Annotated in this window: 21 protein-coding genes; 14 read left to right on the top strand and 7 right to left on the bottom strand. The window is 37.4% G+C overall.

Going from position 1 to position 18,207, the window contains the following annotated elements:
* Positions 1-28 precede the first annotated feature (28 nt).
* The 7 genes from AC1ECF_RS03425 (at position 29) to AC1ECF_RS03395 (ending at position 7,745) form a co-directional block, all read left to right on the top strand.
* Positions 29-1,489 (top strand): protein adenylyltransferase SelO, encoded by a 1,461-nt coding sequence (locus AC1ECF_RS03425; protein ID WP_480387990.1) that lies wholly within the window; start codon positions 29-31, stop codon positions 1,487-1,489.
* Positions 1,490-1,549: 60 nt separating this feature from the next.
* A complete protein-coding gene (locus tag AC1ECF_RS03420; protein ID WP_480387989.1) occupies positions 1,550-2,044 on the top strand; it encodes a GNAT family N-acetyltransferase in 495 nt (164 codons plus the stop codon).
* Positions 2,045-2,507: 463 nt separating this feature from the next.
* Positions 2,508-4,262 carry an ABC transporter transmembrane domain-containing protein gene (locus tag AC1ECF_RS03415; RefSeq protein WP_480387988.1) on the top strand — a complete coding sequence of 585 codons (1,755 nt, stop codon included), beginning with the start codon at positions 2,508-2,510 and terminating at the stop codon, positions 4,260-4,262.
* The gene (locus AC1ECF_RS03410; RefSeq protein WP_480387987.1) at positions 4,262-6,046 is read left to right on the top strand and encodes an ABC transporter ATP-binding protein; all 1,785 of its coding nucleotides are present in this window, start codon (positions 4,262-4,264) and stop codon (positions 6,044-6,046) included. Before AC1ECF_RS03415 ends, AC1ECF_RS03410 begins: the two co-directional genes overlap by 1 nt.
* A gap of 95 nt (positions 6,047-6,141) precedes the next feature.
* The gene (locus AC1ECF_RS03405) at positions 6,142-6,852 is read left to right on the top strand and encodes a cytochrome c biogenesis CcdA family protein (protein ID WP_480387986.1); all 711 of its coding nucleotides are present in this window, start codon (positions 6,142-6,144) and stop codon (positions 6,850-6,852) included.
* Positions 6,853-6,869: 17 nt separating this feature from the next.
* Positions 6,870-7,232 (top strand): response regulator, encoded by a 363-nt coding sequence (locus AC1ECF_RS03400; protein ID WP_480387985.1) that lies wholly within the window; start codon positions 6,870-6,872, stop codon positions 7,230-7,232.
* A gap of 27 nt (positions 7,233-7,259) precedes the next feature.
* The gene (locus AC1ECF_RS03395) at positions 7,260-7,745 is read left to right on the top strand and encodes a CcdC family protein (protein ID WP_480387984.1); all 486 of its coding nucleotides are present in this window, start codon (positions 7,260-7,262) and stop codon (positions 7,743-7,745) included.
* A gap of 132 nt (positions 7,746-7,877) precedes the next feature.
* Here the strand turns inward: AC1ECF_RS03395 and AC1ECF_RS03390 are convergent, their stop codons facing one another.
* From AC1ECF_RS03390 to AC1ECF_RS03375, 4 genes are all read right to left on the bottom strand, one after another.
* Positions 7,878-8,693, bottom strand: a complete 816-nt coding sequence (locus AC1ECF_RS03390) for an SDR family NAD(P)-dependent oxidoreductase (RefSeq protein WP_480388112.1) — start codon at positions 8,691-8,693, stop codon at positions 7,878-7,880.
* A 4-nt stretch (positions 8,694-8,697) separates the two neighbouring features.
* On the bottom strand, positions 8,698-9,405 hold the full coding sequence (locus tag AC1ECF_RS03385) for an SGNH/GDSL hydrolase family protein (RefSeq protein ID WP_480387983.1): 708 nt from the start codon (positions 9,403-9,405) through the stop codon (positions 8,698-8,700).
* The gene (locus AC1ECF_RS03380; RefSeq protein WP_480387982.1) at positions 9,377-10,003 is read right to left on the bottom strand and encodes a TetR/AcrR family transcriptional regulator; all 627 of its coding nucleotides are present in this window, start codon (positions 10,001-10,003) and stop codon (positions 9,377-9,379) included. The genes AC1ECF_RS03385 and AC1ECF_RS03380 overlap by 29 nt, the downstream gene beginning before the upstream one ends.
* Positions 10,004-10,621: 618 nt before the next feature.
* Positions 10,622-11,080 (bottom strand): DUF2621 domain-containing protein, encoded by a 459-nt coding sequence (locus AC1ECF_RS03375; RefSeq protein ID WP_480388111.1) that lies wholly within the window; start codon positions 11,078-11,080, stop codon positions 10,622-10,624.
* A gap of 136 nt (positions 11,081-11,216) precedes the next feature.
* Here AC1ECF_RS03375 and AC1ECF_RS03370 point away from each other — a divergent pair, with 136 nt between their 5' ends.
* From AC1ECF_RS03370 to AC1ECF_RS03345, 6 genes are all read left to right on the top strand, one after another.
* On the top strand, positions 11,217-11,432 hold the full coding sequence (locus AC1ECF_RS03370) for a DUF1659 domain-containing protein (protein WP_480387981.1): 216 nt from the start codon (positions 11,217-11,219) through the stop codon (positions 11,430-11,432).
* A 14-nt stretch (positions 11,433-11,446) separates the two neighbouring features.
* Positions 11,447-11,659, top strand: coding sequence for a DUF2922 domain-containing protein (locus AC1ECF_RS03365; RefSeq protein ID WP_480387980.1), 213 nt, complete (start codon positions 11,447-11,449; stop codon positions 11,657-11,659).
* Between the two features lie 49 nt (positions 11,660-11,708).
* Positions 11,709-11,831, top strand: a complete 123-nt coding sequence (locus tag AC1ECF_RS03360; protein ID WP_480387979.1) for a YvrJ family protein — start codon at positions 11,709-11,711, stop codon at positions 11,829-11,831.
* 96 nt (positions 11,832-11,927) lie between these two features.
* A complete protein-coding gene (locus AC1ECF_RS03355) occupies positions 11,928-12,518 on the top strand; it encodes an SCO family protein (RefSeq protein ID WP_480387978.1) in 591 nt (196 codons plus the stop codon).
* Positions 12,519-12,863: 345 nt separating this feature from the next.
* Entirely contained in the window at positions 12,864-14,360 is a 1,497-nt protein-coding gene (locus AC1ECF_RS03350; protein WP_480387977.1) for a putative bifunctional diguanylate cyclase/phosphodiesterase, read from the top strand.
* 15 nt (positions 14,361-14,375) lie between these two features.
* A complete protein-coding gene (locus AC1ECF_RS03345) occupies positions 14,376-15,041 on the top strand; it encodes a lytic transglycosylase domain-containing protein (protein ID WP_480387976.1) in 666 nt (221 codons plus the stop codon).
* A 108-nt stretch (positions 15,042-15,149) separates the two neighbouring features.
* Here AC1ECF_RS03345 and AC1ECF_RS03340 read toward each other — a convergent pair whose 3' ends face one another.
* The 3 genes from AC1ECF_RS03340 to yfkAB form a co-directional block, all read right to left on the bottom strand.
* Entirely contained in the window at positions 15,150-15,398 is a 249-nt protein-coding gene (locus tag AC1ECF_RS03340) for a GlsB/YeaQ/YmgE family stress response membrane protein (RefSeq protein ID WP_480387975.1), read from the bottom strand.
* An 81-nt stretch (positions 15,399-15,479) separates the two neighbouring features.
* The gene (locus tag AC1ECF_RS03335) at positions 15,480-16,022 is read right to left on the bottom strand and encodes a cysteine hydrolase family protein (RefSeq protein WP_480387974.1); all 543 of its coding nucleotides are present in this window, start codon (positions 16,020-16,022) and stop codon (positions 15,480-15,482) included.
* Between the two features lie 424 nt (positions 16,023-16,446).
* Positions 16,447-17,556, bottom strand: coding sequence for a radical SAM/CxCxxxxC motif protein YfkAB (gene yfkAB, locus AC1ECF_RS03330; RefSeq protein ID WP_480387973.1), 1,110 nt, complete (start codon positions 17,554-17,556; stop codon positions 16,447-16,449).
* Positions 17,557-17,686: 130 nt separating this feature from the next.
* Between yfkAB and AC1ECF_RS03325 the strand changes: the two genes are divergently transcribed.
* Positions 17,687-18,190, top strand: a complete 504-nt coding sequence (locus AC1ECF_RS03325; protein WP_480387972.1) for a DinB family protein — start codon at positions 17,687-17,689, stop codon at positions 18,188-18,190.
* Positions 18,191-18,207: the final 17 nt, after the last annotated feature.

Raw genomic sequence — 18,207 nt, 5'->3', positions numbered from 1 at the left:
ATAGAAAAAGTTTGAAAGGAGCGAGAAGATGAAAAACAACAAAGACTGGAAGTTAACAAACACATACAGTGAGCTCCCACCTATCTTTTATTCGGAGATGGAATTAAACCCAGTGCGCTCACCAAAGCTCCAAATTATAAACGAATCGTTAGCAGAGGCACTTGGTTTAAATATAGAGATGCTGAAGAGTTCTGAAGGTATAGAAATCCTTGCTGGCAATGAACCGATTGAAGGAGGCCTCCCATTAGCGCAAGCCTATGCAGGCCATCAATTTGGAGGATTCACCATGCTAGGGGATGGCCGGGCAATCCTGCTTGGAGAGCAAGTAACTCCTGATGGGAAAAGATATGACATTCAGTTAAAGGGAGCTGGAAGAACACCATATTCTCGTGGCGGAGATGGACGAGCTGCGCTTGGTCCAATGCTTCGGGAATATATTATTAGTGAGGCAATGGCTGGATTAAAGATTCCAACGACTAGAAGTCTAGCGGTAGTGACAACTGGGGAAACCGTCTACAGAGAGACAGCATTGCCTGGTGCCATTATGACAAGAATCGCAGCTAGTCATCTTCGTGTTGGAACCTTTCAATTTGCAGCAACATGGGGCGAGCAGGAGGACCTGAAAGCTTTAGCAGACTATGCAATAGATCGGCACTATCCTGCTCTAAAATTTGCTCCTGATAAATATTTAGCTTTATTAGAAGAGGTTCTTAAAAAACAAGCCGAGTTACTAGCCAAGTGGCAGCTAGTAGGATTTATCCATGGTGTCATGAACACAGACAATATGACCATCAGTGGAGAAACAATCGATTATGGACCGTGTGCGTTTATGAATGAGTTCGATCCTGCAACTGTTTATAGCTCAATCGACACGCAAGGAAGGTATGCTTATGGGAACCAGCCAAGAATGGCAGCCTGGAATATAGCAAGATTCGCAGAGAGCCTTTTAGCACTCATTTCAGATAATCAAGAGGAAGCTGTTCGCCTGGCACAAGAAAAGATTGAACAGTTTCCAAAGCTGTTCAAGAAACATTGGCTGGCAGGTATGCGAGCTAAATTGGGTCTGTTTCAGGAAGAGGAATCCGACGAGGAGCTTATAAACGAATTGCTCAAGCTTATGCATCAAAACGACGCGGACTATACCAATACATTCCGAGCATTAACGTTAGATAATAAAAATGAAACAAATCTATTCAGATACCAAGCCTTTATTGACTGGTATGATCGCTGGAAGAAAAGGTTGGACAGCCAAGGACAAACACAAGAAGAAGTGCGTGAACTAATGGAGCAGCATAATCCAGCGATAATCCCTCGTAATCACCGAGTGGAGGAAGCGCTAGAAGCGGCGGTTGATAAAGGAGATTATTCCGTCATGCATAAGCTACTAGAGGCGCTAAAAAATCCATACGATTATACCAAGGATTATGGAGAATTAACCTCTCCGCCAGCACCATCTGCGATTCCATACCAAACCTATTGCGGTACGTAAAAATAATATAGAGGGCGAAGCAGCTTGCTTTGCCCCTTACAAAAATAAAGAGGTGCTAAATTGGAACTGAAAATAGAAAAAGTCCAGTTAATGGAAAAAAAGACTCTAGAGAACATGTACTCTCTTTATTTACATGATCTCTCCGAGTATACAGAGGAAATAGAAGTTTCTTCAGATGGCTCCTATGTATATGATTCTATTGATATGTTATGGACAAATGAAGGAATCGAGCCCTACTTAATAAAAGATAGGGAGAAATTAGTAGGGTTTCTTTTACTATTAAAAAGACCGTTCTTAAAAAAGGATCACGATATTTGTATAAATGATTTCTTTATTCTCAAGAACTACCGGAGAAAGGGCATTGGCAAGAAAGCGCTCACTCTTATTTTTCAAGAAAATAAAGGCAAATATGTCATAATGGAGCTTGCAAAAAATCAACCAGCTGTGACATTTTGGAGAAAAGCACTAAGTCAGCTTGGACTTGAGTATAAAGAGGAGAAGAAAATGGTCGAGGAAGAGGAATGCTACGTCCAAACCTTTGAAGTTTTACATTAACTATTAAAAAAAGAAATGAGTTTAGAGATGCTATTCTGAGCTCATTTCTTTTTTTATTGCCATCTATGAATATGATTTTTAATATGATAAATTTACACTTACATATACTGTTGATGGGAGCGGAAGGCGGCGACTCCTGAGGGAGAAAGGGAGTCAGATGAGACATTGCATCGGTACGCGTTAGCGTTCGGCAACGGCTCATCGCTCCCCCCTCGGAAAGCGTCCGCCTATAGCGTACATCAACTATTAGAAGTAACATTGAGATTCAAGATGAGCATGAATAAAAATTGCTCTTCCGTCTGAAGTGGATAGAAATGTAAAAAGCCATACTTATTTTATTATTCTACAGAATCATCAGTATAAATATTATTTCAATTCCCGAATTATTTGTTTCTCCTATCTTTCTTAATGTTCAAACTTTTGATAAAATGGAAAAGTCTGATTTTGTAAATGGGGGATCAAAATGAAGGTATTTTTTGATTTGGGTTGGTATTTTAAGCTTAGGAAAAAGCAATATCTTATAGGTATATTGATGTTGCTGTTCGTTGCTTTTTTGCAGCTGATACCACCTAAAATTATAGGGTTTGTTGTAGATGAGATTAGTAGTGGAACGCTCACAGGAGATTTCCTGATAAAGTGGTTAAGCATTTTAGCTGCAGCCGCAATAGGGATGTATGTATTAAGGTATTACTGGAGAATCATGATTTTCGGATCCTCTATCTTTTTAGCAAGACTTTTAAGAGAAAAGTTATTTTGTCATTTTACAAGGATGGCTCCTTCTTTTTATCAAAAAAAGCGAGTAGGGGATTTAATGGCCCATGCTACGAATGATCTATCCGCAGTGCAACAAACTGCTGGGACAGGTGTCTTGACGCTAGTAGATTCCTTGGCAACAGGGGGCTTTGTAATTGCTGCAATGGCAATTACAATTAACTGGAAGCTTACAATCATTGCACTTCTTCCTCTACCCTTAATGGCGATATCCACGAGTTATTATGGAAAGCTGCTACATCAAAGGTTTCGATATGCACAGGAAGCTTTTTCTGATTTAAATGATAAAGCACAGGAGAGCATCTCAGGTGTCAAGGTTATCAAAACGTTTGGACAGGAAAAGGAAGATACAGAGGACTTTGTAAACCTGTCAGAGGAAGTAGTGAAGAAAAATCTTACGGTAGCCAAAATCGACTCATTGTTTGATCCGACCATATCGTTAATCGTAGGTATGTGTTATTTCCTTACCATTACTTTTGGAACAAGATTTATTTTAAATGGAGAAATGTCGATTGGAGATTTGTTTGCTTTTGCTTCTTATTTAGGACTTCTTGTTTGGCCAATGCTAGCATTTGGCTATCTATTTAACATAATGGAGCGAGGAAGAGCTTCTTATGATCGTATCCGCAACATTTTAGATGAAGAAATTGAAATTGATGATAAATCAAACGCAATCACAGAGAAACCTCACGGTGACTTGCATTTTGAAATTGATGAATTTAAGTTTCCTGGAGACGATCGTGTTGCCTTACATAATGTTCATTTTCAGCTTAAAAAGGGAGAGACACTTGGAATCGTTGGGAAGACAGGATCAGGTAAGACAGCTATTTTGAAGCTGTTGATGAGAGAATTTGAAGGCTATAAAGGGAAAATCGTGTATGGCGACCATCCGATTGATGATTATAAAAAGCAAGCCCTACGTGAAGCGATTGGCTATGTGCCGCAGGATCATTTTCTGTTCTCTACAACAGTAGCTGGTAATATTGCATTTGCTAATGCCGGTGCTTCGATGGAGAAAATTTACGAAGCTGCTAAGCTAGCTAATATTCATGAAGACATTCTCCAGTTCACAAACGGCTATAATACAATCGTAGGGGAAAGAGGAGTTTCCCTTTCTGGTGGGCAAAAACAACGAATTTCTATAGCTCGAGCACTGATGATGGAGCCCGAGATGCTTATTCTTGATGACTCTCTTTCTGCAGTTGATGCAAGAACTGAGGAAGCTATTCTAGAAGCTTTGAAGGAAACGAGAACCGGAGAGACGACGATTATCACCTCTCATAGATTAAGCGCAATCCAACATGCACATCAAATTATCGTAATGGAAAACGGAACAATTGTAGAAAAAGGTACGCATGATGAGTTGATAGCATTACAAGGTATTTACAAAGAAATGTATGAGTTGCAGCAGCTAGAAACGCTTGTGGAGCAAGGAGGGGAAGCATAATGGAAGAAAAACAGACACTTCTAACTGGAAAAGCGCAGTGGAAGGTATTCAAACGCTTACTTACCTATTTGAAGCCACATAAAAAGAAAATTTCAATCGCGTTATTCTTGTTGGTTATTACAGTAACGGTTGATATTTTAGGTCCATATTTAATCAGTGTGTTTATGGATGATTATTTGACACCTAGGTATTTCCCTACTGGTCCACTTGTCGGGCTAGCACTAGGCTATGTATTTATACAAATTACTAATGCCATTGTTAGCTATTTCCAGCTACTAAAATTCCAAGAAATCGCTTTAAAGATAATTCAGCAGATGAGGATTGACGTATTCTCAAAGGTTCATAAGCTAGGTATGCGTTATTTTGATAAAACACCTGCTGGAAGTATCGTGTCACGTGTTACGAATGATACCGAAGCGATTAAGGATATGTTTGTCAGCGTATTGGTTGGCTTTATTCAAAGTGGGGTATTGGTAATTGGGGTTTACATCGCTATGTTCTTATTGAACGTCAAGCTGGCGTTGATTACCACAGTGCTATTGCCTATCCTTTTTGTCATTATGGTTACTTACCGGAAATATAGCTCCGTTGTTTATCAAGATCTTCGAGAAAGACTAAGCCAGCTAAATGCAAAACTAGCGGAGTCATTACAAGGAATGACGATGATACAGGCATTTAGACAGGAAGAACGTTTGCAGGATGAATTCAATGAGATAAATGACCGTCATTGGAACGCGGGAAAACGAAATATAAAATTAGATAGTCTTTTACTGAGACCAGCTATTGATATTGTATATGCATTGGGTATCATCATCTTGTTAAGTTATTTTGGAATCACTTCCATGAATAATGTAGTAGAGATAGGGGTTATTTATGCTTTCGTAACTTATATAGACCGCTTTTTCGAGCCTATCAATCAAGTGATGCAAAGGCTGTCTTTATTCCAACAAGCGATTGTAGCAGCATCTCGCGTATTTACTCTATTAGATGAAGAAGACCTAGCTCCTGCTCAACAGGACAAAGAAAAAGCAACTATTCAATCAGGCAAAATTGAATTTCAAAATGTCACCTTCTCCTATGATGGAAAAACAGATGTATTAAAAAATATCTCATTTACTGCGGAGCCTGGACAGACGGTTGCATTAGTTGGTCACACAGGGTCCGGAAAAAGCTCGATTATTAATCTATTAATGAGATTCTATGAGTTTGAGCATGGAGATATAAAAATTGATGGATACTCTGTAAAGGACTTTAAGGCAGAGGAGCTACGAAATAAGATAGGCTTAGTCTTACAGGACCCATTCTTATTCTACGGGGATATAGTAAGTAATATAAGACTACATGCAAAAGATATGAGTGAGGAAGAGGTAAAGGCTGCTGCTGAATTTGTTCAAGCTCATTATTTTATTGAGAACTTACCAAATGGCTATAAGCAAAAGGTGACAGAGCGCGGATCTACCTTCTCCAGCGGCCAAAGACAGTTAATCGCATTTGCCAGAACAATAGCTACGAATCCAAAGATTCTAGTGCTCGATGAAGCCACAGCAAACATCGATACGGAAACAGAGGTAGCGATTCAAAATAGTCTAGAAAAAATGAGACAAGGAAGAACTACTATTGCAATTGCACACAGATTAAGTACTATTCAAGACGCAGAGCTTATTTTAGTCTTGCACCACGGAGAAATTGTGGAACGAGGAACTCACCAAGAATTGCTAAATCAAAAAGGCCTTTATCATAAAATGTATTTATTGCAAAATGGAGTAGTAGAGGATATTGCCTAGGCACAAAGATTCGAAAAGCTGTCACAAGCTTTAATAGAGTAAATTGACTAAAAGTTTGATACGATAGGAACAGCAATTCGGAAAGGGAGACTGTCGTGAGTACTGATGTAAACTTGCTTTTAGCATTCGGTGCAGGCTTTTTGAGCTTTATCTCTCCATGCACCCTTCCTCTTTACCCAGCTTTTTTATCCTATATAACAGGGATGTCACTGGAAGAATTAAAAACGGATAAAAAGCTGATGCAAAAAAGAGGAATGCTTCATACCTTGTTCTTTTTACTAGGGTTTTCAATTATCTTTATCGCATTGGGATACGCAACTTCCTTTATTGGAACCTTCTTTATTCAGTATGGCGACTTAATACGTCAGGTTGGAGCAATATTCATTGTGATATTTGGGTTAGTCGTTGTAGGAATATTTAAACCTGAATTCTTAATGAAAGAAAAGAGATTAGAGTTTAAGAATCGACCAACCGGTTTTATAGGGACTATATTAATAGGGATGGCATTTGCAGCAGGCTGGCAGCCGTGCACAGGACCTATCCTGGCAGCTGTTCTTATTATGGCAGGCTCAAACCCTGACGCTGGCGTATTCTATATGCTCGCCTACGTTCTTGGTTTTGCAATACCATTCTTCGTTCTCTCCTTCTTTGTTACACGTTTGAAGTGGATTAGAACGAATAGTAACCTAATTGTGAAAATAGGTGGTTACTTAATGATAGCACTTGGAATTCTATTATTCTTTGATGGAATGACTTATATTATTCAAATCTTGAGTCCTCTATTCGGCGACTTTACTGGATTCTAATAGAAGGGAGAGTTTCCATGACAACCGTGCTAGTAGTGGATGATGCTATGTTTATGAGAGCTACAATGAGAAGAATGCTGGAGGAACACCAATTCGAAATAATTGGTGAAGCTGCAAATGGCATAGAGGCTATTGAGCAATATAAAAAACTACAGCCTGATCTCGTTACGATGGATATTACAATGCCTGGCATATCGGGGATTGAGGCGGTTCACGAGATTATCGCAATAGACCCACTTGCCAAGATTGTGATGGTAACAGCACTCGGACAGCAAAAGCTAATCGTAGATGCCTTAGACGCCGGTGCCAAGGATTTTCTTACAAAGCCCTTTGATCCGAATCAGCTAGTACAGGTATTACGTAACGTAATAGATTCCTAAGAAATAAAATGGAGATGGAGTAATTATATGTTTGAATCAATTCCAGCCAATACCATGATTATTGTCACTTCGGTGTTTGCAATTGGAATGGGAATTATTGTGACGACTTTACGTGCTAAATCTGCAAAACGACCTGCAAGCGCAAAGAAAATTCTATTGCCTCCATTATTTATGTCTACAGGAGCTTTAATGTTTCTATTTCCATTTTTCCGCGTAACTGGAGCGCAAATAATAGAAGCGTTAGTGGCAGGAATTGTATTTTCGGGAGTTCTTATATGGACTTCGAAGTTTGAAAGAAGAGATGGAGAAATTTATTTAAAGCAATCCAAAGCATTTATCTTTATTCTTATTGGCTTGCTTATTATTAGAATCATTGCCAAACTTGTGCTTAGCTCTTCAATAGATGTAGGGGCATTAAGTGGCATGTTTTGGATTTTAGCCTTCGGAATGATCGTTCCCTGGCGAATCGCAATGTTTTTACAATTTAAAAAACTACAAAGAGAAGGTTTATAAAGAATACCACAGTCATACTCGAAACTTTGAGTTTGACTGTGTTTTTTTAGTCCAAAAAGAATCCATAAAAAAGCCGATTTCTAACAGCAAGAAACCGACTTGTAGTTAAATTATTTATTGAAATATCTAAGTTCAGGATAAACGACCTTCTCGACTTACTCTACAAACCAACTTCATCACTAACTTGTGAAGCGAAGGGAAAAGTATAAAAAGAACATCCATTGTTTTACGCATCGGCATAGGACAGATGATTACCTTGTTTTGATGAACACCCTTAATAGCTATTTTCGCTAGCTTTTGAGGGGAAATCATTCGCTGTTTTTTTAGTTGATCGAGTAAAATGGCCTTGTTGATATTGATTGCTTTGGCTTGACGGAAAATGGGAGTATCAACGAAAGTAGGGCAAAGAGTACTTACTTTAATTCCAAAGGCTTCTGCTTCAAAATGAAGGGAGGTAGTTAATCCCACCACTGCATGCTTTGTTGCTGAATAGGCAGAAGAGATAGGTGTAGGACCTAATCCGGCTGCAGAGGAGGTATTTACAATGTGTCCGAATCCTTGCTCCTTCATAATGTTATAGCCTATTTGCGTTCCATAAATAACTCCCCATAAGTTAGTATCCATAATTTCTTTCCAATCTTCTATCGTCATATCATATAATTCACCATACATTGCAATACCAGCATTGTTAAATAGATAATCCAGTCTACCAAATTCCTCTATTACAGCTTGCATTACCTGCTTGAAAGAATCGTATTCTGTCACGTTCAAAAAGATAAACCTACTAGCAAGACGTTCTTGATTAAGCTCAGTTTCGAGTATCTTTCCGGCTTCTTCATTTATATCAGTGATTATGACAAATACATGTTGAGCGATTAATTCTTGGCAAATTGCTTTACCAATTCCAGAGGCACCGCCGGTTACAAGCGCAATTTTCATATTGTCCACCATACTAGTTCACCAGGCTACTACTATCACTAAATAAGATTTGATCTATCATTGATGCATATTGTTCTGAGACAACGGAAGCACCTTTACTATTCAAATGAATTCCATCCATCGTCAAATGTAATCCCCGTTTTTTCGATAGTCGATCAATCCGGTTAGGATGCTTATAAAAGAACACATCCTTCATGACGTTTAACACATTAGTGCTGATGTAATCAGAAGTAGGTATGCCGGAAAGTGCATTTTCAAATATAGGTTGTAAATTTAAAAAGCTTACTGATGGATAATTATTGGAGATTGATTGAATAATAGAAGATAAGCTCCTTAATTCATTGTTAGATGGATTTGTTAAACTTTCGCCTACTATTGCAGGTGAAACGATAACTATCTTTGTTTTAGAAGGATTTAATATATCCAAAATCTTGATAAAATATTCCTTAAACTCTTCATGATTTTCTGCGATAGGTTGTGCCTGGACTTTCAACAGTTTGGAATAAACATCATTTACACCTATCCAAAGGAAGACTAAATCATAATGATTGTCTATTTTGGTTTTAGATAAGCGCGTATGCAAACTTTTAATCGTTTCACCTGGCTTCCCATGATTCTCAAATGAAATGCTTGGATATTTCTCCTCTAGCAAGCGACTAAAAGATACCCCTGGGCGTCCTTCCGTTAAACTGTCACCGATTAAAACGATTGTCCTCTTCATGTACATTTCCCCCTTTTTTAATGGAACCTAAAAAAATTGTAATTGCTTCTTTGAACAAAGGTTCAAGCGACTGAAAATCCTGTGTATTCGTAAGCTGACATAAACCTCCTAGCCATGTTCCGAGTAAAACTGTCCATTGGTCTAAATTTCCGGGCTTAAATTCTCCGGTTTCTATCCCTTCTCGTAAAATAGATTGATAAGTACCCATTGGAACAATAGCTAAATCGTATAACTGCTTCACAGATTCTGGACTGGAATGAGGATTGGAGGCAAGCTCTTGACCTCCGCTTAGTAAGGGTGTTTGGTAATTGTAAAGTACATGCATTGCTACTGCATAGAGTTTTTCAGATGCAGTCGAGTAGTTAGACTCTTTTGCCTTCCACTTGTCATGCCAGTCTTGCATGGTTTTCTGAGCCAAAAGCACAAAGAGCTTTTCTTTGTTCTCAAAATGATAATAAATATGTCCTTTGCTATAACCTGAAGCCTTTGAAATATCTCCAACAGAGGTTTGGTTATACCCTTTTTGAGAAAACAAAAGGGTTGCTTGTTCCATAATTTCGTATTTAGCATTCTCACTGTCATAGCGCCTTTTGTTCACTTATAAGCTCCTTTCCACAAATTGAACGATTGTTCTAATTATATTATACTCTTTTTCCATATAAAGGATACTTAAAAAGACAAAAAAAGAGAAGGGGCTGACCTTTTATAAATGGTTCAAATATAGGGAAGTGGGGGTGCTTATTTTTCTAGATAGGTTAATCCATGTTGGAATATATTTATCGTTTATTAACCAAGACTTATATTTTTAGTAGGAAACACTAATTGGTATGTAGTAGCGTCGGCGACTCCTGCAGGGGGAGGGAGACAGGTGAGACATAGCAACGGTGCGCGACAGCGTTCGGCTATGGCTCATGTAAAGGATGGAAAACTAAGTTCGTCACATCGTGTGACAACGTTTTCCTGACCAACATACTGTTGGCCCGCGGAAAGCGTCCGCCGCAGCGGAGAACCGGAGGTTTATTGGAAACACAAAGCATTTTCGAAATCGCCATTCTATTGCTTTTTTCAACTATACAGTATAAAAGGGGTGATTTTGTTCTTTTTTTATTATGTAACCCGTCAAAAATTATAGAAGCCTAATTTTTATACATATATAATGGCGTCCCCATTGTTTTGTATATCTAACAATGGGGACGCCATGAATGCTCCATATTATTTAATTCTTCGCATGCTTACCTAACGCTTCTTTTCTCGTGTCAACGGATAGTTCAAAATACTTTTCATAAGGTGACACATCCATATCCAGCTGAGCCATTTTCTTCCTTAAAAATTTATGATCTCGTTTGGGTGTAGCTATTATATAACCTCTTATTAATAAGTCCTGTGTAATAGAAGTCGCCTTTTCCTCTAAAGCGAGCTGTCCAATTTTACCTGCAATTTTCTGTTTTGCAACTGGTCTGAATAGCTCAGGTACTGGAGCCGTCAGCTCATTTAACAAAGCCTTTTGTTCATCGTTCCACATATGTATTGTTTTATTTACATAATATTCTTCCCAATCTAAGTCTGATTTACCGTCATTTTTAGGCATGGATTTTAGAAACTTCCTAAACATGAAGAAGCCACCGATCCCCATTAAAGTAACTAAAATGATTACCCAGAAAACGATAAACCACATAAACCAGCCTGATAATGTTACCACTCTATTCACCTCATTCTAAATCTAGTATAAAACTTATTAAAAACTTTTTCATCAACAATGTATCCTTTCTTAGAAAAAGTTTCTATTTAATAAGTGAAGGAGGTGATAGAAAATGGCTAATTTCGAATACAAGCAAGCAGTACTGAGGTTGGTGTTTGAAGCAGGTATCACAGAGGAAGGAAAAATGAAATTCACTAGTAAGACGTACCGTAATTTGAGATCTGCTGCGACTGCAGACCAGTTATTGGCAGTGTCGGATGTTCTAGCAGGCTTTTCAGCAAAAGGTTATATCGGGGCGGAAAGAGTACAAACAATGTCTATTCAATAAGAGGAGGAAAGTAAATGGCAAAGACGTTACAAATTCAATTTGAAGCAGCAAATGGTAAAAGTCTTCTAGTCTCAGTGGATGACCCTAAGGAAACATTGACACAGGCACAGGTGGAAGCTGGTGCTCAGGTAATTCTTTCAAGCGATGTTTTCCATGTAGAGGGAACTGCACTGACAGTAATTAAATCTGCAAAGATAGTTGAACGAAATGTGGAAGAAATAATCTAAGAAAAAACTCTCCTTCGGGAGAGTTTTTTTAAAAAAGGAGCTAAGATAGATGGAGGAATTTTTATCAGTTATTCAAGATGTGGGCTTTCCTATTTTTGTTGCATTCTATTTAATGCACCGAGTAGAAAGCAAGCTAGAAGAGATAAAAAATGCTCTACTTGCAATAAGATGATGGACACAAAACTGTTGAAATATACAGGAAAGTTTAGTTGATGGATTCGTCTGCTTTCGATAAGATTATGCTATAAAAGGAAGAGAGAGGGATTCCATGAAAAAATTTTTCGTGTTACTTTCCATTACTACATTGATTCTCGTAGGATGTGGAAGTAGCGGTGACTTTGAAGCTCAAACAAATTGGCAAGTTAGTGATTTCACCTATGATAATCAGCGCGGTGAGGAAGTTTCCTTAGAAAGCCTGAAGGGAACAGTTTGGCTTGCAACCTTTATATTCACTAATTGCACGACAGTATGCCCTCCAATGACCTTTAATATGACAGAAATTCAGGAAATGCTAGTGGAAAAAGGAATTGAAGATTACAAAATAGTGGCCTTTAGCGTTGATCCAGAAGTAGATACACCAGAAAAGTTACAAGAATATCTTGAAATGTATGATGTTCCAGATGAGTCAAAATGGAATCTATTGACTGGTTATGATCAAGAGCATATATCACAATTTGCGGAAAAATCTTTCAAGGCGCTTGTTCGTGATGACCCTAACTCTGATCAAGTTATTCATGGAGTAAGGTTTTATTTAGTAGACCAGAATGGCATTGCGGTCAAAAACTATGTAGGAAACGAAAATGTGCCAAAAGAAGAAATAGTTATTGATATGGAAACGCTTATTGAGGATGGAAAGTAGAAAGAAAATAAGCAATAGCTAATGAAGAGAGCGCACTGGCAAATATATTATCATTAGCCCTCTACATGGATTCTAAAGTATAAATTGGTTTTTAGTGCTGAAGATATAAGGGATATATCACGTATGTAATGATACTGGTAGGAAGCTGTCGACCCTTCACATCCTCTTCACGAAAACCTTTTTTTGTTGTCTTCTAGTTTTAGATTTTCCTATTTAGAGAGTTTCTATACCAAAAATAGGTGAAAAAATAATAAAAAATGTTTAGAATTTTTTATGTTTTTATATATTTTTCCCTATTAAATTATGATATTGTTTTCATAGAGATAGAAGAAAAGGAGAACCCAAATGTCCTTAACGAAAACATATCGCAGTATCTCATTTCGGATCGTAGTTATTTATGCGCTTGCAAGCATACTTTGGATTTTTCTTTCCGATACGCTGTTATTCCATTATTTCCCAGAAGGTAAAACTATTTCTATTTCAAAGGGTTTTATATATGTAGGACTTAGCGCTCTGTTATTATTATATTTATTGAAACAGCTATGGGGAGCACAAAACAATCTTCTTTTAAAAGATTTCAAGGATGAGCTAACAGGCCTCGAAAATAGAAGCTCGCTTCAAACGAATTTAAATAATTTTCTTTCGAAAAAAGAGCCATTCCATTTATTGTTCATTGATTTTGATCGCTTCAAGATGATAAATGATTTATATGGACATGAAAGTGGAGATTATGTTTTAAAGCAAGTAGCTAATCGGCTGAGATACAATGTAAATTTTAAAAGCTCTGATATCATCGCACGTTGGGTGGCAGATGAGTTTATTGTTTTATTAAAGAACCGGAGCAATGAAGAGTTGGAAGCCCTCATCAATATTATTTTAGCTGATTGTTCTATTCCTCTTCATATACAAGAAAAAGATATTACCATTCCTGTAAGTATAGGCTCTGTACATTTCCCATCTGATTCTCAAAATCCCTCTGAATTAATAAGATTTGCTGAAATAGCTGTAGAAGAGGCGAAGAAATCAGGCGGATTTATGCATCAAAGATATCAGTCTTCCTTATCGGAATTAGCAAATAGGCAACTTTACTTAGAGGATGGATTAAAGGATGCATTAGGTAAAAACGAATTGTTTTTGCATTTTCAGCCTCAAGTCTTATCTTCTCTAAATCAAATGGTCGGTGTAGAGTCCCTGCTTCGTTGGAAACATAATGATGAAATGATTTCTCCAAGTGAATTTATTCCGATTGCTGAAAGAAGTGGTCTAATAATAAAAATTGGAGATTTTGTATTAAGAGAAACTTGTTTACATATCCCAATAATTGAACAAGCTTTAGAAAGAGAACTTCTGTTTAGTGTAAATGTTTCTGCAAGGCAATTTTATCAGCATGATTACATCGAAAGAACAAAACGAATATTGCAAGAAACGAATGTAAATCCAAATAAAATAGTTTTGGAAATAACGGAGTCAATTATAATGGAATATACTGAGTTTGTAATAAAATCCTTACAAGAGTTAAAGGATTTAGGTTTTCAAATTGCTATTGATGATTTTGGGACGGGCTATTCTTCGTTTAAGCATTTGGAAAAGCTTCCGGTAAATATCATTAAAATTGACCAAAGCTTTACACGTTCTATACATAATGTGAAAACGAAGGCAATTGTTCAGTCAATTATTTCCTTAGCCCACAATTTGAAGCTAACTGTTTTGGCAGAAGGGGTAGAGGACAATCAACAAGCTATTAGTCTTAAGGAATTGGAATGCCATTATCTACAAGGATATTATTTCGGAAAACCACTTTCCATTGATCAACTATTAAGTATTTATCAAAAGCAACTTTAAAGGTGAGGTGATAGGATGTCTGCAAAGAACAATAAAAGCATGAAAAAAAAAGCTTGGATGATTGCTTTACTCCTTCCTATTACAATCACAGTATATGTTTTACTGATCATCAGCTGGAATAGCCTTCAAAAGGTACCCATCATCCAACGTTTAACATTTGAAATTAAAGATAGTACGATGCAAGTTGAAATCCCTGAAGAATATTTAGAAATTTATATGGCAGCGGAAGAAGAGTTTGGGGTTCCATGGACATTATTGGCTGCTCATCATAGAATTGAAACAAAATTTTCTTCTATGAGTACACTCGTATCGCCTGTGGGAGCGGAGGGACATATGCAATTTATGCCTTGCACTTTTGTTGGCTGGTCTCATCCGAGCTGTAGTGACTTAGGAAAAGGAGATATTCCTGAAGAAGATAAAGTAAATCCGGAAGTAATTGAAATGTACGGAGGATACGGAATTGATGCAAACGGAGATGGGATTGCTGATCCATTTGATATTGAGGATGCTATTTTCAGTGCAGCAAATTATTTAGCAGCTAGTGGTGCAGCAGACGGAGATATCGAAAAAGCAGTCTTTAATTATAATCGAAGCGAAAAATATGTCGAAGACGTTATGTATTACTATGAACTTTATACTTCTCAGCACGAAGAATCACAGAAAGTAACAAAAAGAAATTAAAGGGATATTCTATAAGCTGAGGCTTATGGAATATCCCTTATCTTTTAAAATCTAAGATTTTTAGGTAGTAACGCTAAATCCTACCTTCGTAGTCGCAATCTCCAGTTATTATTTTCGTATTGCTCTAAGGATCAAGCTTAATATCGCTACAAAGATAATAGCACCGATTAAAGCAGGAATGATGGCCATATCCCAGATTACCGGACCCATATCCGGGAAAATCATTCCTCCAATCCATGCCCCAATTACTCCGGCAATAATATTACCAATAATACCTCCTGGAACGTCCTTACCTAGAATAAGTCCTGCTAACCATCCTATAACTCCACCAATGATTAAAAATAAAATAATACTCATAGCTTTTCTCTCCTTTGGCTAAATGACTTGACATTAGTTATATATCCAAAAGAAAGAAATATTAAACATATGAGACTATTTTCAGATAACAGTAGCGCCCAATGAATTAGCAAAATGATTGAGCGCCCAGTCATGACCTACCTCATTAAAGCTGGCTACTCCACCCTTATGAATAACTAGTTGAAAACCAAGATTATATGCATCCACTGCAGTATGAAGTACACAAATGTCAGTACATACACCAACTAGGTGCAGTTCATTTATTCCTCTTGCACGTAGTATTTGCTGTAGAGGAGTCCCAGCAAAGGAACTATATCTTGTTTTATCCATCCAAATAACTCGATCTCTGTTTTGCGTATAAACGTCTTGAATTTTCCCATATAGCGTTCTGCCTTCCGTGCCCTTTATGTTATGTGGGGGAAATAGCTTTGTTTCCGGATGATAAGTGTCATCTTCTTCGTGTAAGTCAGTAGGAAATACGACTAAATCTCCCTTGCGTAAAAATTCTTCTGTAAGCTGAACAATATAATTTTCTAACATTTGACCAGGTTTCCCGCAAGTTAGCGTACCATTATCGGCAACAAAATCGTTTGTATAATCGATAACTAATAATGCTTTCTTCATCCATAACACCCCTATATCAGTTTTATTTCTAGTATGAATGAAAAGAACGAATATTTCACCTGCTATTTTTAAAATGAAGACGAAAGAATGGGACTGTTCACTTTAAGCGGATATTGTCTAAGAGGTAAGATGCAAACCCTTCAGGTTCCTATCTTTAAACGCGATAGCGCTAGGAGGTAGAGTCTACTGCTCGAAAAACCGGTTCTACTGCGCGGAAAAAGACGTCTATCGCTCGAAAAGAAGACTCTATTGCTCGGAACCAGCAAGGTATCGCCAGCAACTAATTTGAGGACAATCAATTATTTCAAATAATAATATTATGTAAACTAAAGTGTTTAAGAGAAAGGTGTAAACAAAAAACACTTATGATTCTAATCATTTGATTGAATCATAAGTGCTCCTCATTTGATATGTCCCAGTAACTTTATTTGACTGAGCCACTTATAAATTGTGCATCATTATAATACATATTTTTCACCAGGAGATTTGGTCCTAAGCATTTAACAGCAGGACAATGGCAGTTTAAGGACTGTGACAGGGGAGAAGCTAGCCATTTATCAAAGACATCAGGCAGTGAGTCTGACACAATATTTCCAAGCGCTGGAGCATCTCCAAAATCAGTAACAATAACTTCTCCAGAAAAAATACTTACATTTAAACGGGATCTACCGTCAGGGTCATTCCTAACGGATACATTTTTAGCTGCAGCCAATCTTTTTAAGAGGGCAGTAACTTTAGGGTCGGGGTTACATGGGTAAAAGGGAAGCGTTCCAAATAACATCCATACGTCCTCATTGCGAAAATCTAAAATATCCTCAATCGCATTTTTTGTCTCCTCTAATGTGAGTGTTTCCAGAGAAGAAGCAAAATCGGAAGGATACATAGGATGAATTTCATGCCTTGCGCACTTCATTTCCTCGACAACCTGTCTGTGAATATGTTCTAGATACGGCAGTGTTTTTTTATTAAGCATGGTTTCCGCAGATACCATGACACCTGCCTCTGCAAGCATTCTACTGTTCGCTATCATGCGCTCAAACAATTTTGCACGCTGCTTATAGGTTGGCTTGCGTTCCATCACAGCGAAGCCTGTTTCTACAAATTCGTCAATCGTTCCCCAGTTGTGGGATATATGTAACACATCTAGATATGGAGCTATTAGCAAGTATCTCTCAGGGTCTAAAGTGAGATTTGAGTTAATTTGCGTACGAACTCCTCGATTATGGGCATATTTTAATAGTGGCAACACATAATTATTGACAGATTTCTTCGATAGCATTGGTTCGCCACCAGTGATACTTATCGTTTGTAAATGTGGGATTTCATCTAAACGCTGTATGATCAACTCAATAGGTAGTGCTACTGGATCCTTTGTTTGAAGCGTATATCCAACTGCGCAATGTGCACATCTCATATTACAAAGTGTGGTGGTAGTAAATTCTATATTAGAAAGAGTTAGTTTACCATGCTTCTCAATATCTCTGTATGCCTCCCATGGATCGTTTAAATGGTTCATCTTCATTTCTTTAAGCATTTTTAATCTTCCTTTCCAATCTTCCATTCTCTCATAGTTTGAATCAAATGAAAATACGTGTGGTTTTTACGATTGTATAAGGGGAGATATGGGTATATCCATACTAAAGAGTAAAAGTGGAGGGCATAATATGTTTTTAGAAAAAAATAATCAAATTAGAGCGGATCTTTTTCGTTTAATAGATTCTTTGACAGACGATGAATTCAATACAGCTCCAGATACAAATACATGGTCACCAAAACAGATTTTAGAGCATTTAATAAAGCTGGAGTCCAAAATAATTGAAGGAATTAAGCTAGAGCTAGCAAAACCATCTAGTCCGAAGGTAAAGAAAAAGCCTATTCAGCTTACAACAATTAGAATATTTAAAGTGAAGGCACCTAAGTACGCACAACCAACATCCTCATTTGAAACAAAGCAGGTAATGAAGGAGGAGCTTCATCAAACCCGCATGAAATTGCTGGAATTATATGCGAAGCATGATTTTCAAACCTTTCAAAATAAATCGCTTTCTCATCCTGCTTTTGGAAGGGTCCCGTTAGGTCAATGGTTCCCCTTTGTAGGTCTACATGAAAAGCGACATGTGAAACAATTAGAAAAAATAATCAAAAAAATAAAAGGTCATAAGAAATAATTATTACTTATAATAAT

The sequence above is a fragment of the Psychrobacillus sp. Z3-81 genome (assembly GCF_056620325.1).
Note: the sequence above shows the minus strand (reverse complement) of the source record. Positions and strands in the feature narration are given on the sequence as shown.

What these genes read in the sequence shown, in the direction of transcription:
- AC1ECF_RS03355 (WP_480387978.1), top strand. Translation starts at nt 11,928, where the DNA reads ATGAAAAAATTTTTCGTGTTACTTTCCATTACTACATTGATTCTCGTA.
- AC1ECF_RS03370 (WP_480387981.1), top strand. Translation starts at nt 11,217, where the DNA reads ATGGCTAATTTCGAATACAAGCAAGCAGTACTGAGGTTGGTGTTTGAA.
- AC1ECF_RS03425 (WP_480387990.1), top strand. Translation starts at nt 29, where the DNA reads ATGAAAAACAACAAAGACTGGAAGTTAACAAACACATACAGTGAGCTC.
- AC1ECF_RS03345 (WP_480387976.1), top strand. Translation starts at nt 14,376, where the DNA reads ATGTCTGCAAAGAACAATAAAAGCATGAAAAAAAAAGCTTGGATGATT.
- AC1ECF_RS03325 (WP_480387972.1), top strand. Translation starts at nt 17,687, where the DNA reads ATGTTTTTAGAAAAAAATAATCAAATTAGAGCGGATCTTTTTCGTTTA.
- AC1ECF_RS03400 (WP_480387985.1), top strand. Translation starts at nt 6,870, where the DNA reads ATGACAACCGTGCTAGTAGTGGATGATGCTATGTTTATGAGAGCTACA.
- yfkAB (WP_480387973.1), bottom strand. Translation starts at nt 17,556, where the DNA reads ATGCTTAAAGAAATGAAGATGAACCATTTAAACGATCCATGGGAGGCA.
- AC1ECF_RS03350 (WP_480387977.1), top strand. Translation starts at nt 12,864, where the DNA reads ATGTCCTTAACGAAAACATATCGCAGTATCTCATTTCGGATCGTAGTT.
- AC1ECF_RS03415 (WP_480387988.1), top strand. Translation starts at nt 2,508, where the DNA reads ATGAAGGTATTTTTTGATTTGGGTTGGTATTTTAAGCTTAGGAAAAAG.
- AC1ECF_RS03395 (WP_480387984.1), top strand. Translation starts at nt 7,260, where the DNA reads ATGTTTGAATCAATTCCAGCCAATACCATGATTATTGTCACTTCGGTG.
- AC1ECF_RS03385 (WP_480387983.1), bottom strand. Translation starts at nt 9,405, where the DNA reads ATGAAGAGGACAATCGTTTTAATCGGTGACAGTTTAACGGAAGGACGC.
- AC1ECF_RS03340 (WP_480387975.1), bottom strand. Translation starts at nt 15,398, where the DNA reads ATGAGTATTATTTTATTTTTAATCATTGGTGGAGTTATAGGATGGTTA.
- AC1ECF_RS03375 (WP_480388111.1), bottom strand. Translation starts at nt 11,080, where the DNA reads ATGTGGTTTATCGTTTTCTGGGTAATCATTTTAGTTACTTTAATGGGG.
- AC1ECF_RS03335 (WP_480387974.1), bottom strand. Translation starts at nt 16,022, where the DNA reads ATGAAGAAAGCATTATTAGTTATCGATTATACAAACGATTTTGTTGCC.
- AC1ECF_RS03360 (WP_480387979.1), top strand. Translation starts at nt 11,709, where the DNA reads ATGGAGGAATTTTTATCAGTTATTCAAGATGTGGGCTTTCCTATTTTT.
- AC1ECF_RS03365 (WP_480387980.1), top strand. Translation starts at nt 11,447, where the DNA reads ATGGCAAAGACGTTACAAATTCAATTTGAAGCAGCAAATGGTAAAAGT.
- AC1ECF_RS03410 (WP_480387987.1), top strand. Translation starts at nt 4,262, where the DNA reads ATGGAAGAAAAACAGACACTTCTAACTGGAAAAGCGCAGTGGAAGGTA.